The 13,470-nt window shown below is 63.2% G+C and carries 15 protein-coding genes, 1 tRNA gene, 1 other RNA gene and 2 pseudogenes; 5 read left to right on the forward strand and 14 right to left on the reverse strand.

Annotated elements, in window-relative coordinates; all coding sequences use genetic code 11:
• Window positions 1-31 precede the first annotated feature (31 nt).
• Complete coding sequence (locus KBY49_RS00510; protein WP_254932839.1) at window positions 32-1,993, forward strand: ComEC/Rec2 family competence protein; 1,962 nt, start codon at window positions 32-34, stop codon at window positions 1,991-1,993.
• Window positions 1,994-2,047: 54 nt separating this feature from the next.
• A tRNA-Ser gene (locus tag KBY49_RS00515) sits at window positions 2,048-2,132 on the forward strand.
• 22 nt (window positions 2,133-2,154) lie between these two features.
• Here the strand turns inward: KBY49_RS00515 and KBY49_RS11740 are convergent.
• The 5 genes and pseudogenes from KBY49_RS11740 to KBY49_RS00535 all read right to left on the reverse strand — a co-directional run bounded on the left by KBY49_RS11740 (window position 2,155) and on the right by KBY49_RS00535 (window position 3,867).
• Window positions 2,155-2,471, reverse strand: a pseudogene (locus KBY49_RS11740) (type II toxin-antitoxin system PemK/MazF family toxin).
• Window positions 2,395-2,724 (reverse strand): CopG family ribbon-helix-helix protein, encoded by a 330-nt coding sequence (locus KBY49_RS00520; RefSeq protein WP_254932840.1) that lies wholly within the window; start codon window positions 2,722-2,724, stop codon window positions 2,395-2,397. Before KBY49_RS00520 ends, KBY49_RS11740 begins: the two are co-directional and overlap by 77 nt.
• A gap of 96 nt (window positions 2,725-2,820) precedes the next feature.
• The gene (locus KBY49_RS00525; protein WP_254932841.1) at window positions 2,821-3,015 is read right to left on the reverse strand and encodes a hypothetical protein; all 195 of its coding nucleotides are present in this window, start codon (window positions 3,013-3,015) and stop codon (window positions 2,821-2,823) included.
• 325 nt (window positions 3,016-3,340) lie between these two features.
• A complete protein-coding gene (locus KBY49_RS00530; RefSeq protein WP_254932842.1) occupies window positions 3,341-3,640 on the reverse strand; it encodes a hypothetical protein in 300 nt (99 codons plus the stop codon).
• 50 nt (window positions 3,641-3,690) lie between these two features.
• Window positions 3,691-3,867 carry a hypothetical protein gene (locus KBY49_RS00535; protein ID WP_254932843.1) on the reverse strand — a complete coding sequence of 59 codons (177 nt, stop codon included), beginning with the start codon at window positions 3,865-3,867 and terminating at the stop codon, window positions 3,691-3,693.
• A 39-nt stretch (window positions 3,868-3,906) separates the two neighbouring features.
• On the opposite strand from KBY49_RS00535, the gene KBY49_RS00540 reads away from it, so the two are divergent.
• Window positions 3,907-4,305: a YciI family protein gene (locus KBY49_RS00540; RefSeq protein ID WP_254932844.1), complete on the forward strand. Its 399-nt coding sequence runs from the start codon at window positions 3,907-3,909 to the stop codon at window positions 4,303-4,305.
• On the opposite strand, the gene KBY49_RS00545 is transcribed toward KBY49_RS00540, so the two are convergent.
• From KBY49_RS00545 to KBY49_RS00570, 6 genes are read right to left on the reverse strand one after another with little or no spacing between them, the layout of a single operon-like run.
• Window positions 4,271-4,513, reverse strand: a complete 243-nt coding sequence (locus KBY49_RS00545) for a hypothetical protein (RefSeq protein WP_254932845.1) — start codon at window positions 4,511-4,513, stop codon at window positions 4,271-4,273. The two genes, KBY49_RS00540 and KBY49_RS00545, sit on opposite strands and share 35 nt — an antisense overlap.
• Before the next feature lie 49 nt (window positions 4,514-4,562).
• On the reverse strand, window positions 4,563-5,537 hold the full coding sequence (locus KBY49_RS00550; RefSeq protein ID WP_254932846.1) for a CobD/CbiB family cobalamin biosynthesis protein: 975 nt from the start codon (window positions 5,535-5,537) through the stop codon (window positions 4,563-4,565).
• Between the two features lie 14 nt (window positions 5,538-5,551).
• Window positions 5,552-6,547, reverse strand: a complete 996-nt coding sequence (gene ilvC / locus KBY49_RS00555) for a ketol-acid reductoisomerase (RefSeq protein ID WP_254932847.1) — start codon at window positions 6,545-6,547, stop codon at window positions 5,552-5,554.
• A gap of 51 nt (window positions 6,548-6,598) precedes the next feature.
• A complete protein-coding gene (locus KBY49_RS00560; protein WP_254932848.1) occupies window positions 6,599-7,201 on the reverse strand; it encodes an ATP-dependent Clp protease proteolytic subunit in 603 nt (200 codons plus the stop codon).
• 35 nt (window positions 7,202-7,236) lie between these two features.
• Window positions 7,237-7,941: an ATP-dependent Clp protease proteolytic subunit gene (locus KBY49_RS00565; RefSeq protein WP_254932849.1), complete on the reverse strand. Its 705-nt coding sequence runs from the start codon at window positions 7,939-7,941 to the stop codon at window positions 7,237-7,239.
• A gap of 31 nt (window positions 7,942-7,972) precedes the next feature.
• Window positions 7,973-9,094 (reverse strand): PIN/TRAM domain-containing protein, encoded by a 1,122-nt coding sequence (locus KBY49_RS00570; RefSeq protein WP_254932850.1) that lies wholly within the window; start codon window positions 9,092-9,094, stop codon window positions 7,973-7,975.
• 97 nt (window positions 9,095-9,191) lie between these two features.
• On the opposite strand from KBY49_RS00570, the pseudogene KBY49_RS00575 reads away from it, so the two are divergent.
• Window positions 9,192-10,472 (forward strand): annotated as a pseudogene (locus tag KBY49_RS00575) (coproporphyrinogen-III oxidase family protein); the annotation flags it as partial.
• On the opposite strand, the gene panB reads toward KBY49_RS00575, so the two are convergent.
• Entirely contained in the window at window positions 10,372-11,193 is an 822-nt protein-coding gene (panB, locus tag KBY49_RS00580) for a 3-methyl-2-oxobutanoate hydroxymethyltransferase (RefSeq protein ID WP_315857002.1), read from the reverse strand. The pseudogene KBY49_RS00575 and the gene panB sit on opposite strands and share 101 nt — an antisense overlap.
• Window positions 11,194-11,239: 46 nt before the next feature.
• Between panB and ffs the strand changes: the two genes are divergently transcribed.
• An RNA gene (gene ffs / locus KBY49_RS00585) (signal recognition particle sRNA small type) lies at window positions 11,240-11,336 on the forward strand.
• 21 nt (window positions 11,337-11,357) lie between these two features.
• Here ffs and ftsZ read toward each other — a convergent pair.
• Both ftsZ and KBY49_RS00595 read right to left on the reverse strand, forming a co-directional pair.
• Window positions 11,358-12,449, reverse strand: coding sequence for a cell division protein FtsZ (gene ftsZ / locus KBY49_RS00590; protein ID WP_254933953.1), 1,092 nt, complete (start codon window positions 12,447-12,449; stop codon window positions 11,358-11,360).
• 175 nt (window positions 12,450-12,624) lie between these two features.
• Window positions 12,625-13,464: an FtsQ-type POTRA domain-containing protein gene (locus KBY49_RS00595; RefSeq protein WP_254932852.1), complete on the reverse strand. Its 840-nt coding sequence runs from the start codon at window positions 13,462-13,464 to the stop codon at window positions 12,625-12,627.
• Window positions 13,465-13,470 lie beyond the last annotated feature (6 nt).

Below are 13,470 nucleotides of genomic sequence, written 5' to 3' on the forward strand. Positions count from 1 at the left end.
GGAAACCTGCCCCCAGTATTTGGGGGCAGACATGGCTCGAGGCGGGCGGCGCCATTGGCTCTGGCTGGCCCTGGTGGCCCTTTTGCTTTTACGCATTGGCCTGATTGCCTTTACGCCAGCCCGGCCTGGGCCTGGAGATCCGGTCCATGGGGCCAATCCATCACTGGAGCTGACCCTGGAGGGTCGCCTGCTGGCCGATCCCAGTGCGATTGGTGATGGTCAGGCCTGCCGCGCCCTGTTGCAGTTGCCGGCGGGGCGCACGGAACTGCGGATGGAGCCCTGCCCGCAGCTCCAGGAGGGCTGGCGGCTGCGGGTCCATGGCCTGCTGAGGCGACCGATGGCTTCACCCCATCCCCTGCTGGCTGCCCCGGCGGAGCGGCTGGCCCGTCAGCAGACCTTCAGCCAAATGAAGGTGCAAAACCTGGAGGTGCTTCACAAACCAGCCTCACCGGTCGCCGATTTGCGACGCCGGATGGCCCAGGCCCTTTTGGAGCGGGCGGGTGCGGCCAATGGTGGGGTGCTGGCGGCCCTGGTGTTGGGCAGTGCGGTGGTGCCCTTGCCTGGGGAGGTGCGCGACGCCTTTCGCGCTGCTGGCCTCTCCCATGCGCTTGCGGCTAGCGGTTTTCACCTGAGTGTGTTGCTGGGGGCGGTGATGCCCCTGGGCCGCAGGTTGGTAAGGCCCCTGCGGCTTGGTTTGGCCCTTGGCGCCATGGCGCTTTTTGTGTTGCTGGCGGGCCCCCAGCCCTCGGTGTTGCGGGCGGTGTTGATGGGCGCCATCGCCCTGGTGGTGCTGGAGTGCGGTTGGCGGGCCAGGCCCTTGGGGATTCTGTTTGCCAGTTTGTTGGCCCTGCTGGTGGTTTTCCCCCAGTGGTTGCTGGATGTGGGCTTCCAACTGAGTGCCGTCGCCACCGCAGCTTTGATGGTGTCGGCCCGACCAATGGAGGAGGGCCTAAAGCGCTGGTTGCCCCCGGTGGCTGCCGCCGCCCTGGCGGTGCCCCTGGCGGCATCTTTTTGGACCCTGCCGCTGCAGCTACTCCATTTCGGTGTGGTGCCGATCTATGCGGTGCCGGCCAACGTGGTGGTGGCCCCTTTGCTTACGCCGCTCACGCTGGGGGCGATGGCCCTCGCCCTGGTGGCGATTTTGCTGCCGCCCCTATTGCCGTTGCTGCTGATTCCGGTGGCCTGGCTGTGCGGGCTGCTGTTGGTGGTGGTGAGGTGGTTTGCAGGGTTGCCGATGGCCCAATGGCAACTCGGTAGGCCGACCCATCTGCTGGTGCTGTTGTTGGTTTTGGCGGTGCTGGCCGTGGCCATACCCGGTTTGGCGAAGCGTTGGCGCTGGCTTGGAGCGGCCTTGATCAGTGGTGTGATGGTGGTGCAGTTGGGTTGGCTGGCATCTGACCAGTTGCTCTTGGTGCACCAGGGCCGATTGGATTTGTTGGTGGCTCGCCACCAGGGCCGGGCTGCCCTGGTGAGCCTGCAGGGCGATGGCTTCAGTTGCCTGCAGGCCCAGTCCCTAGCCAAGGGCTTGGGGGTTCAGCGCTGGGATTGGTCCCTACTGCTGGATCCATTGCCCGCTGCAAATACTGGCTGCTGGCGGCAGGAATCCAACCTGGTGGTTGCTTCTGGAGAGGGCAGCCCACCGTTGTTGCCGGGGGAGCAGTTACGGAGCCCTGGTTTGGTGGCAGAGCCGTTGGCCAGTTTCAGCCGGGCGGTGCGACTGAAGGTGGGCGGCAGCCAGTGGTTGTTGCTGCCGGATCGTCAGGCTCTGTGGAGTTGGCGCGACCAGGTCGGGATTGCTGGCCAGCCCGCCACTTCTGCTTCGCCCGCAATTGATGGGGTCTGGCTGGGATTTAGGCCGCAGCTGAAGGAGCAGCGCTGGCTTGAGCTGCAGGGGGTGAAGCGGGTGTGGCTAAGCGGCCGGCTGCCCCTGCAACCAAAGCAGAGATGGGCTGCCACTGGCGCCAGTGGATCCCTGCAGGCGGCCCTGGCCTAGTGGGTCTTTAAGCTTGCAAAAGCCCAAGGGCCGTCCGCGTGCTGCGCAGGACTTGGAGAGGTGGCTGAGTGGTCGAAAGCGAACGACTCGAAATCGTTTGAAGTGAAAGCTTCCGTGGGTTCGAATCCCACCCTCTCCGTTTTTGATTACTTAAGACTGATTCACATAGCTGCTTCCAGCCCCAGATAAAGGCAGAGGCCGTTGTCGATTGCTTCAAGCTCTACTGCGGATACCTGGCCGTAACGGCGGCGGATTCGCTGCTTGTCAATCGAGTGCACCTGATCCACCAGCGCTGTAGACGCTTTGGTGAGCCCGCTGGCACCACAGCAATCAGGGGGAAACGCTGATTGCTATTCACACCCTGATCGCTCACCACAACACAGGGCCTGGTGCCCTGTTGTTCATGACCCTGGCCAGACTCTTCGGCCCGGCTCCTGCCAGCCCTTCCCACTCTCCCAGTGGAGCAACACGCCGTCATTTGGGTCGAGAAGGTTGTGATCACCCTCCGGTAACTCCTGGCTCCAGCTCTCCAGACCCAGTTCGGAAGTGGGGAGGCTGTCTGGATGGGGCTCCTCCAGTGAGCGCAGCAACTCCTGCTGTTGCCTGCGCTTGAGCTCATGGCGCACCGCTTCTGCGATGAAGCGACTTCTGTTGCGCTCGATCCGATCAATCCCTGCCACCAGCTCCGCCGGCATGGTCACGGTTACGCGTTCAGAGAGGGCTTGGGCCATCGGGCGGTATGGGTATTTGTATGAGCAAACTTTGGGTGTGGCTCAGGTGGGCATAGGGCAGCTGCTCCAGGGAAGCCCCGGCGCAAGCACCCTCAATTACTTGTCACTTATTTGCCCCTCGTCCACCAGCTGGTCGTAGTACGCACCAATGGCGTCTTCGACGATGGCAGCAATGGTGGTGGCTTGGCTTGATTGCTTGCGGTGCTCCTGAATGGCCGAGATCAGTTCCATCGTTTCCCCAGGCAGGCGTAAGCCCAACTGCTTTGGGGCGTCAGGATGCTCAGAGGCCATGCCGATTGGGTGAGTTGGTCGAGTGTGGCAGGCCGTTCTCGCCAGCGACTTGGCAATGAATCGTGGGATACATCGGGCCCGTATTTGCCGCGGCTGGAGGCCGGCAATCATTGAGGAATGTGCCGTTTTCTTCTGCTGTATGTATCGCTACAGCATTTTCTTCTGATTTTCTTTAGAAATGGTCAGTCTCTGGAGTCGGCGAATGGGTGTTTCTGGCCTTCCTTCCCTTCTGGCAATAGCAGGACTGGCGGGGTTCCTGGTGGTTGAAGTGGTCTTGGTGGTTTTCTAGCTACCTATGGCCGGCGGCCCCGGAGTTGAATATTGATTAATAGTTATCGCCGTATTTGATATCGGTGGTTGCATTCATCAGCTCTACTGTTGTTGCATATCCCTGGGCCACGGTTACTTCGTGCTGGACTGCAATATCTTTGAGGGCTTCGAAATCAAATTTAGGCGCGGTAATCCAGCTAAACCCTTTGCCAAAGGTGTTGTCTGGGTTGACCACATACCAATGGCAGGCCGTATCGGGAACTGACACCGAGCATTTGGTCCAGTCGTTGTCCCATTGGGGGACTTGAACAAAAGAAATGGCGGCAAATAGGAAGCCGAAAAAGCTTAGAAACATGCGCCTGTATTAAATCTTCATAAATCTAGCATGTTGCTGGGGGTATCGTTTTATGCGGTTTTTTGGCCCCTTGCCCATGCCATCTCCAGGTTCTGCCTGAACTTTTCAACGTCTATCGCCGTGGCACTGGGCCTGCTGCGCAGGGCCCAGTAGATCCTCCATACCTTTAAGGCGATGCCAACGGCAAAGACGGCCCAGGGCACAAGAATCCAAAATGGGTGATCCATGGATGTGCCCTGCTAGGCCTGCTGCTGTGGACCAAGGCTATGGCCTACGGCTGGGCTCCGGTCGTTTTCCCGTTTGTCTTTCCCTTTTTTGACCCCCATTTTTTGACCATGGTCTGGTTTGTGAAGCTTGAGGAGGGCATCGTTGCCAAGGAGCAATTCGATGCGGTGATCCCAGCCCACCTGCGCTGGCTTGCGGAGCTCGAGGCCACGGGGCACAGCCCCAGCAGTGGCTACTGGGCTGAACGCAAGGGTCTCAACGGTGATGGGGCCGGAGGCATGCTGCTGTTCTCAGCCCAGGATTGGGCCCAGGCCGATGCCCTGGTGCGCACTGATCCGTTAATTGAGCAAGGCTGTGTGCGCTGGAGCCTGCACCAGTGGAACTTGGTCTTCGCCAGTCAGCTTTTCAGGAGTGAAACAGGATCACCAGGCCCGCGTTGAGCTGGTGAAACTCCCGTTCCTCACGGCTGAGATCCAGGCCCACCTGCAGTCCCTCCTTGAGGGCATCTTCGAAGGGCGGCGCGAGTGGTGGCTTGCCACCATTCCAAACAGCCGCAATGCCCACCGGTGTGGCATGCCAGCGGAAGCAGGAGGTGGTGCCGATGTCTGGCTCCAGCAGGGCTTCTTCGAGGAGTTCGCGGAGGGGCATGGGCTGCTGTTCTTGAGCGCAGCATCGTGAGGCGCGTAACGGCTGGCAGTTATCTGAGAATTTTTGTCATGAAGGCCCCTAACCCCGCCAGGGCCAGCCAAATCAGCTGCAGGCGGCCATTTATTCGCAGTATTTTCGCGATCGTTGCTCTGTTTGCTGGGGCATTGGCTGGCGCCAGCAGCGGTTTGAGCACGGTGGCGCCTCGATAGCTGTTGACTCCCCCGAGTTGGACCCCCAGGCCATGGGCATAGGCCGCCTGGGAGACGCCCGCATTGGGCGAGGGGTCGCTGGCGCCGTCTGCGAGGGCCAAATTCAGTGATGCGAAGCAGTTGCCAAAACCCCTGCCCAGGGCCAGGGGCAGGCTGAAGGCCACCAACCTGCAGGGCAGCCACACCATTAGGTCGTCCAGGCGGGCTCCGGCTGTGCCGAGCCAGCGCAAGGTGCCGTGGCGGTAGCCCAGCATCGAATCGAGGGTGCTCGCCGCCTTGAAGCCCCAGGCCAGGGCCAGGGGGCCGGGCCAGGAGGGGTTGAAGCTCCACACCCCAGCCCCCAGCAGCATCCAAAACAGTGGTGCAAACAGCCCGTCTACGGCGTTTTCGCTGGCGGTTTCGGCCAGGGCCCGCAGAATTTCGGTTTCGCCTAGATCGGCGGTATCGCGGCCCACGATTCCGGCCAGCCGCTCCCGGGCCAATCCCAATTTTGGCAGGGCAGTTAAAACCCCATGGACCGCCTGATCAAGGCTGCGGCCGGCCAGGGCGCTGGCCAGCCCCACCAAAAGCACAGGCCCCCCCAGGGCTGGTTGCCCAAGGGCGAATCTCTCGATCCAAAGGCCGGCCAGGCCAGCCGTTGCGACCAGCAGGGCGGTGATTAAACAGCCACCAAGCCGTAGGCCCCAGGGGCTGGAGCCGGCAATTGCCTCCACCAAGCCCCTAAGTGTGCCTATCCACCAACCCATCACCACCACGGGGTGGAGGCACCAGCGGGGGTCGCCCACCAGTCGGTCGAGGCCGCAGGCCCCCACCACCAGTAGCCAGGGGATCAGGCTGTCTTCAGCCAGCTGAACATGGAGCGCAGACCCGTGCCCACCTGTTCGATCGGATGGGCTGCATCGCGCTCGCGGATCTTCTTCATCTCAGGCTTGCCGGCGTCACATTCGGCCACGAAGTTGCGGGCGAAGGTGCCGTCCTGGATGTCTGCCAGGATCCGCTTCATCTCCGCCTTGGTGTCGGCGGTGATCAGGCGCGGGCCGCTCACGTAATCGCCGTATTCGGCGGTGTTTGAAATGGAGTCGCGCATGGCGGTAAGGCCGCCCTTCACCATCAAATCCACGATCAGCTTCACCTCGTGCAGGCACTCGAAGTAGGCCAGCTCGGGCTGATAGCCAGCCTCCACCAGGGTTTCGAAGCCAGCCTTGACCAATTCGCTGAGGCCACCGCAGAGCACGGCCTGCTCACCAAAGAGGTCGGTTTCGGTCTCTTCCTTGAAGTTGGTTTCGAGGATGCCGGCTCTGGTGCCGCCAATGCCCTTCGCATAGGCCATGGCCAGCTCGCGGGCCTGGCCGCTGGCGTCCTGGTGGATGGCAAACAGGGCGGGCACACCCATGCCGTTTTGGTACTCCCAGCGCACGGTGTGGCCAGGGCCCTTCGGGGCGATCATCACCACATCCACGTCGGCGGGCGGCTTGATCAGCTCGAAGCGGATGTTGAAGCCGTGGGCAAAACTGAGCACCTTGCCGGCGTTTAGGTGTGGTGCGATCTCGGCGTCGTAGACGGCCTTCTGGAATTCATCGGGTAGCAACACCATGATCCACTCGGCCTTGGCGCAGGCATCGGCCACGCTCAGCACCTCAAGACCATCGGCCTTGGCCTTTTCGGCGGAGCGGCTGCCCTCGTAGAGGCCCACCAGCACATTCACGCCGCTGTCCTTGAGGTTCAGGGCGTGGGCGTGGCCCTGGGAGCCGTAGCCAATGATGGCCACCGTTTTTCCGGCCAGCAGGCTGAGGTCGGCGTCGGTGTCGTAAAAGAGCTGGGCCATCAGGGCGAAGTTTCTGTTCTGGTCAGGGATCGAGCTTACGCAAGGGCCCGATCAGGCTTCGTTGGGATGGGAAATGACCCGGTCAATTAGGCCGTAATCCTTTGCCTCAGCAGCGCTGAGGAAGTAATCGCGGTCAGTATCCTTCTCGATTTTTGCGAAGGGCTGGCCGGTCATGTCGGCCATGCTGTGGTTGAGCATGTCCTTCATTCGCAAGATTTCCCTGGCCTCGATCTCGATGTCGCTGGCCTGGCGCTGGGCAGTGCCCCCCAGGGGCTGGTGAATCATGATGCGGCTATGGGGCAGGGCTAGCCGTTTGCCCTTGGTGCCAGCACCCAGCAGGAAGGCCCCCATCGAGGCGGCCAGGCCCACGCAGATGGTTACTACGTCGGATTTGACGTACTGGATCGTGTCGTAAATCGCCAGCCCCGCCGTCACCGATCCTCCCGGTGAGTTGATATAGAGGTAAATGGGCTTGGAGTTGTCATCCGAATCCAGATACAACATCTGGGCCACCAGGGCATTGGCCACGGCATCGGTCACTTCGGAACCCATGAACAGGATCCGCTCCACCCCAAGACGGGTGTAGATATCTACCCAGCGCTCGTACTGGCTGCCGGGAAGGCGGTAGGGAACACTGGGGGTGCCGATGGGCATGGTTTGGTTGCGTTGGGTTAAAGGAGGGGGGCGGCTTAGCTGATGCCTGGATTGCCAGGGCTGGTGGATGCACCGACCGGCAAATTGGTGGGCAGGTCCTTTTGGCTGGAGAGCACCCGGTCGATCAGGCCGTATTCCTTGGCTTCCTCAGCGGTGAGGTAGGTCATCCGGTCGGAATCCTTGGAGAGCTGCTCCACCGACCTGCCGGTGTTGCTCGACAACATCTCAAGCATGGTGCGCTTGTTGTGCAGCACCTCCTGGGCCCGGATCTGGATGTCGGTGGCCTGGCCGCGGGCACCGCTTCTGGGCTGGTGCAGCACGATCGAGGCGTGGGGCAGGGAGGCCCTTTGGCCCTTGGTGCCGGCCGAAAGGATCATCGCCGCCGTGCCCATGGCCTGGCCAATGCAAATCGTGTGCACCGGCGGCTTCACGTAGCGGATCGTGTCGCAGATGGCAAAGGCTTCGGTTTCAAAACCGATCGCATCGCCCGAGTACCAGCTGGTGCCGGTGGAATTGATGTAGAAGAAAATCGGCTTTTCCGGGTTGTCGAATTCCAGATAAAGCAGCTGGGCAATGATCAGCTCGGTCACGTCAATGCCCATTTGACGCTTGGCGTCGTCGTCGCTGAACAGGGGCAAGCCCAGGTAGACGATCCGCTCCTTGAGCAAAAGGCTCGGCAGGTCAGGTGGCGGGGTGCGCATCACGGCCGAATCGCCGTAATAGGGAGCTGACGCCGTCATCCGGGCAACACTGCTGATCTGTGCGCGGAGCCTAGCTGGGGTCGATGGCCTGCGGCTTGCGTGAGGTTCCCTTTGGCTTGCCAGTGCCGTTGGCATGGGTGCGGGCAAAGACAATGCGGCCGGTGGGGTTTTGCATGGCACCGGTGACGACCACCGGCAACCTTTCGCCAATGCGGCCCTTGGCCCCCTCCACTACCACCATCGTGCCGTCGTCGAGGTAGCCCACGCCCTGTTCGGCCTCCTTGCCGTCGCGGGCGATCTTCAGCTGGAGCTCGTCGCCCGGCTGTACTTCGGGTCGCAGGGCTATTACCAGCTCACTGAGGTTGAGCACCTTCAGTTCCTTGACCTCGGCCACCTTGGCCAGGTTGTAGTCGGCCGTCAGCAGGGTGCCGCCGGTATCTGCCGTGAGCTCGAGCAGTTTGTCGTCCACCCCCTGGCCGCCGTAGCGGGTGCTGTTCACCACCAGGCGGCGGCCGTACTGGCCGCGCATCTCGCTGAGCAATTTCAGGCCCCGCCGGCCCCGGCCCCGCTTTTCGGCATTGGCGGAGTCGGCTAGGGCCTGGAGCTCGTCGATGACGCTCTGGGCCACGATCACCTGGCCCTCCAGGAGGCCCGTTTTGAGCAGGGCGCGGATGCGTCCATCAATGATCACGCTGGTGTCGAGGATCTTGGCGCTGGCGGGCTGGAGCACCCCATCGGCCACCAGTAGGGCTTCGCTGTTGGTGGGGTTAAACAGGCGCAGCAGGGTGCGGCCGTGGACCTCCGCGAGGTTGTAGCCCGAAACGCCAAAGAACACATTGCTCACCACGGCGGCGAGCGGTTTGACAAACTCCACCTCCCAGGGCAGGGGCACCAGCAGGATTGGGGCGAGCAGCAGGTTGGCCACCAGCAGGCCCAGGATCAGGCCCACCGCCCGGCTGATCAACAGCTCGGTGGGCATGGTCCGCACCTGTTGCATCAGGCTCTGGCGCAGTTTGCGAAACACCAGGCCGGCCACCAGGCCCACCGCCGAGCCCACGCCCCCGAGCACCCATGTCAGCTGCTCGAGGTTGGGGATGCGGATCAACTGCTGCTCGGGCAGTAGGTCCACCCCCAGCCAGCCCGCGGCGGCCCCGGAGATGACAAACAGGACCAGGATGAGGGAGTCCAGCATTCCTGTTGTGGTCGTGCCCCCAGGGTTCAATCTGGAAGCATGCCTGATTCCGGACCATTTAGCCCGTAGGGCTCACTGCCCTTGATGTGTTGAGCCCGTGTTTCCGCCCCGCAGCGCCTACCTCCATCTGCCCTTTTGCCAGCGGCGTTGCTTCTACTGCGATTTCCCCGTGGTGCCCCTGGGGGAGCGGGCCAGTGGCGAGCCGGGGGCTCCGGGGGCTAATTCGATTGCGGCCTATCTCGAGCTGCTGACAAGGGAAATTGGCCTTAGCCCGGTGGGACCACCCCTTTCCACCGTCTATTTCGGCGGTGGTACCCCTTCCCTGCTCACACCCGATCAAATCGGTGCCCTAATTGGGGCCCTGCGCCGGCGCTTTGGCCTGGCGCCAGCTGCGGAAATCAGCCTGGAATTGGACCCGGCCAGTTTTGATCAACACCGGCTGGCGGGTTATTTGGCGGTTGGGGTAAATCGGGTCAGCCTGGGCGGCCAGAGTTTTGATGATGGGGTGCTGGCGGGCCTGGGCCGCCGCCACCGGGGCCTGGATCTGGAGTTGGCGGCTGGCTGGTTGGCGGATGCACAGGCCCGGGGCCGCTTGCTCAGCTGGAGCCTGGATTTGATCCAGGGTTTACCCCTACAGAAGGGCTTACCCCCATTAGAGAAAACGGCCCTCGACCATTGGCGGGGCCAGCTGGAGCAGGCCCTTGCCCTCAAGCCACCCCATCTTTCCGTCTACGACCTCAGCATCGAGCCCGGCACGGTGTTTGAGCGGCGCCAGAGCCGGGGGGAGCTGGATTTACCCGATGCCGACCTGGGCGCCGACCTAATGGAGCTCACCGGCCAGCTGCTGGCTGGGGCCGGCTACGGCCACTACGAGATTTCCAATTACGCCCTGCCTGGCCATGCGGCCCGCCACAACCGGGTCTATTGGAGTGGGGCCGGTTGGTGGGGCTTTGGCATGGGGGCAACTGGCGCCCCCTGGGGCGAGCGCCTGGCCAGGCCCCGCACCCGCCAGGCCTATGCCGCCTGGCTGGATCAACCAGGGGTTCCGGCCGGGCCTGCAAATGGGGGGATGCCGCTGGATGAACGGCTGATGGTCGGCTTGCGCCGCCGCGAAGGGGTCGCCATGGCCGCCCTGTTGGCCCAGCAGGGCTGGCGGGGGGCCGCCCTGGAGCGGCAGCTAGGGGTCCTGCAAAGCCGCCTGGCTGGGCCGATAGCGGCCGGGCTACTGCTGCTGGAGGGCCAGCGCTGGCGGCTGCGGGATCCGGAGGGGCTGGCCCTCAGCAATGGGGTGTTGGTGGAGCTGCTGGAATGGTGGGAGGAGCTTCAGGCTGCGGGAGGCCCGCAATCCAGCGGCGCAGGGCTTCCACGCCCAGGGCCCGGCATTCCACCAAAGGAGGGCTGAAGGGGGGCTGGCGGGCGGTCAGGCCGAGCAGATCGGCGCTGACCCGCACCTGGCCATCGCAGTTTTCGCCGGCGCCAATGCCAATTACGGGGATGGCCAGCAGGCTGCGCATTTCGCCGGCCAGGCTGGCGGGGATGTGCTCCAGCACCAGGGAAAAACAGCCCGCCGCCGCCAGGGCCAGGGCTTGCCTTTTAAGGGCTTCCTGGCCCGCCGGAGTTGTGGCTTGGCGGCCATAACCCAGTTTGTGCACCGATTGGGGAGTCAGGCCCAGGTGGCCCATCACCGGAATGCCGCTGCGCACCAGGCGATCGATGATCACCAGGGTTTCGGGTTCGGCGCCCTCCAACTTGACCGCTGCGGCAGGGGTTTCTTTCAGGACCCGCCCGGCGGCGGCCACGGCCTCATCGGCACTGCACTGATAGCTGAGGAAGGGCAAATCGCAAATCAAAAGCGGCAGTTGGCCCTGGGTTACGGCCGCCATACCCCGGCCCGCTGCCCGGCAGTGGTGGAGCATTTCATTGAGGGTTACGGGCAAGGTGGTGCTATGGCCCAGGGCCACCATCGCCAGGGAATCTCCCACCAGCACCGCATCTGCCCCGGCCTCGGTCACTAGGGCGGCGGAGAGGGCATCCCAGGCCGTGAGCACGCTGATCTGCAACCCCGCCTGTTTGCGGCGCGCTAAATCAGCGGGGCGCAGGGGCACGGTTTGAAGGGGCGGGGGATGCCATTGCTAGCATCTACTCGACTCGGACCCATGCGGCCCTGACGCCTAAATCTGGTCAGGACCGGAAGGTAGCAGCCACACGGGATGCTCAAGGCAGGCGTGGACTCCGGGTCACCCCATTGGCTAGGCCCGAATAGTCAGGATTCAGGCCTGGTTTGGCGGCTGAGCAGGAAGGGGGGGATTTTGGCTCCCCGTTCCTCGCTGACCTGCCTGAAATTGTTGGCAAAGCTGCTGGAGCTGCGCTCGGTCCGGTAGGGAGTGCCGCTTTCGAAACCCGTGGCGATCACGGTGACGTGGATCTCCCCTTCCAGTTTTTCGTCGACTACGGCGCCGACAATGATGTTTGCGTCGGGGTCGACCACCTCGTAGATCACCTCAGAGGCGGTGGTCATGTCCTCCAGGGTCATGTCCTTGCCGCCGCTGATGTTGATCACACAGCCCTTGGCCCCATCAATGCGGGCGGATTCGAGAAGGGGGCTACTCATGGCGGCCTGGGCGGCCTCGCTGGCCCTGGAGCGCCCGGATCCCACCCCAATTCCCAGCAGGGCGGTGCCGGCGTCGGCCATCACCGAGCGCACGTCTGCAAAGTCGACGTTCACCAGGCCGGGTTTGGTGATGATGTCGCTAATGCCCTTCACGCCCATCCTCAGCACGTCGTCGGCGGCGCGGAAGGCCTCATTCAGCGGAGCTCCAGCAATGGCATCCCGCAGCCGATCGTTGGGAATCACGATCAGGGTGTCGACATGTTCAGCCAGGCGGGCAATGCCCTCCTCGGCCTGCCGCAGGCGTTTGCGGCCCTCGAAGCCAAAGGGTTTGGTGACGATGCCCACGGTGAGGGCACCCACCTCCTTGGCCACCTCCGCCAGGATCGGAGCAGCTCCGGTGCCGGTGCCGCCGCCCATGCCGGCGGCGATGAATACCAGGTCGGCGCCCTGCAGGGATTCGATCAGTTCGGCGCGGGATTCCTCCGCTGCCTTTTGGCCAATTACGGGGTTACCACCGGCCCCCAGGCCCCGGGTCAATTTTTGGCCCAGTTGGATCCGCTTTTGCGCCGCCGACTGGATTAGGGCCTGGGCATCGGTGTTCAGCACTCGATAACCGACCCCCTGCAGGTCGGAGGCAATCATCCGGTTAACAGCATTGCTGCCGCCACCCCCAACGCCGATCACCTCAATGCGGGCGCTTTGGCTTGGGGTGATGCCGATGTTGGCGGGCGTGCTTAGGACCATGTCTGCGGGAATGCCGGCGCTCTGCGGCTGGTCTGGATCAAGCTGCATTATGTCGGTGGTTGGTGGGCTTTTAGCCGACGCGATGCCATACCTTTGCGTGTTTGCCGGCGGGGCGCAACATTCTGATGGGAAAACAGACCATTTCTGCCTACCCCCTTGCCCTTAATGGCGCTTGCTAATCCCGGCTAGCCACCGGTTTGTTTGGCCCGCTGGCAGTGCCAGTGCCAGCGGCTGCGGGTAGGCCCAGTTCTGGCTGTTCTGGATCGCTCAGGTCGATGGAGATCACCTTGCGGCCCTTCACCTTGGCGGGTAGTTGCTGGCCCAGCTGCTGCAGCACCTCAAGCCGCCTATTCAGCTGACCATCAATCGGGCCCAGGCGCACCTCGCCGAGGCTGGCACTTTTTAACCAAAGGCTCCCGCCGGGTTCAAAGCGGATCTCCTGGAGATCGGCCCCCAGGGACTGGCGCCGCTCCAACATCATCGCCAGGGCAGGCCGCAGCCTGGCCTGCCAGCCCCGCACCTGGAGCTGCTCGGGGGAAGGGCCCTTGCTGCCTTGGCCCTGGCGTGTGCTCATCCAATTGCCAAGCCGATCCACATAACCCTGCTCAAGCCCCCTGGCGCTTTGGCGCTCGGCCCGGGCCACGGCCTCCCGATCGACCACCGTCACCCTCAACCTTGGTGGAGCCATCAGGCGGGTTACCTGCACCTGCTCCACCGGCAGGGCCGCGGCGATGGCAGAGGCGATCTGTTTGGGTTGTAAGCCCAACAGGGGCTGGGGAAAATGCAGATCTGCGGCCCGAATTACCTGGGCGGCATCCACCTGCTGGCTGCCCACCACCTCAACTTGGGCCGGGCCATTGAGGATCCAGCCTTGCCGCAGCAGCCCATAGGCCAGGCCACCAGCAATGCTGGTGAACACCAGCAGGCGCCAGAGGTTGCGCAGCCGCTCGCTGCGCCTTTGCATCCGCATTTGTTTGCGGCGCTCGGCTTCCGGTCTGAGGGGGGTCTGACTCACCGGGCT

Source organism: Cyanobium sp. WAJ14-Wanaka, assembly GCF_024345375.1.
GTDB lineage: Bacteria > Cyanobacteriota > Cyanobacteriia > PCC-6307 > Cyanobiaceae > Cyanobium_A.

Coding starts and splice junctions, on each gene's coding strand:
- KBY49_RS00510 (WP_254932839.1), top strand. CDS start 32: ATGGCTCGAGGCGGGCGGCGCCATTGGCTCTGGCTGGCCCTGGTGGCC.
- KBY49_RS00520 (WP_254932840.1), bottom strand. CDS start 2,724: ATGGCCCAAGCCCTCTCTGAACGCGTAACCGTGACCATGCCGGCGGAG.
- KBY49_RS00525 (WP_254932841.1), bottom strand. CDS start 3,015: ATGGCCTCTGAGCATCCTGACGCCCCAAAGCAGTTGGGCTTACGCCTG.
- KBY49_RS00530 (WP_254932842.1), bottom strand. CDS start 3,640: ATGTTTCTAAGCTTTTTCGGCTTCCTATTTGCCGCCATTTCTTTTGTT.
- KBY49_RS00535 (WP_254932843.1), bottom strand. CDS start 3,867: ATGGATCACCCATTTTGGATTCTTGTGCCCTGGGCCGTCTTTGCCGTT.
- KBY49_RS00540 (WP_254932844.1), top strand. CDS start 3,907: ATGGCCTACGGCTGGGCTCCGGTCGTTTTCCCGTTTGTCTTTCCCTTT.
- KBY49_RS00545 (WP_254932845.1), bottom strand. CDS start 4,513: ATGCCCCTCCGCGAACTCCTCGAAGAAGCCCTGCTGGAGCCAGACATC.
- ilvC (WP_254932847.1), bottom strand. CDS start 6,547: ATGGCCCAGCTCTTTTACGACACCGACGCCGACCTCAGCCTGCTGGCC.
- KBY49_RS00560 (WP_254932848.1), bottom strand. CDS start 7,201: ATGCCCATCGGCACCCCCAGTGTTCCCTACCGCCTTCCCGGCAGCCAG.
- KBY49_RS00565 (WP_254932849.1), bottom strand. CDS start 7,941: ATGACGGCGTCAGCTCCCTATTACGGCGATTCGGCCGTGATGCGCACC.
- KBY49_RS00570 (WP_254932850.1), bottom strand. CDS start 9,094: ATGCTGGACTCCCTCATCCTGGTCCTGTTTGTCATCTCCGGGGCCGCC.
- ftsZ (WP_254933953.1), bottom strand. CDS start 12,449: ATGGTCCTAAGCACGCCCGCCAACATCGGCATCACCCCAAGCCAAAGC.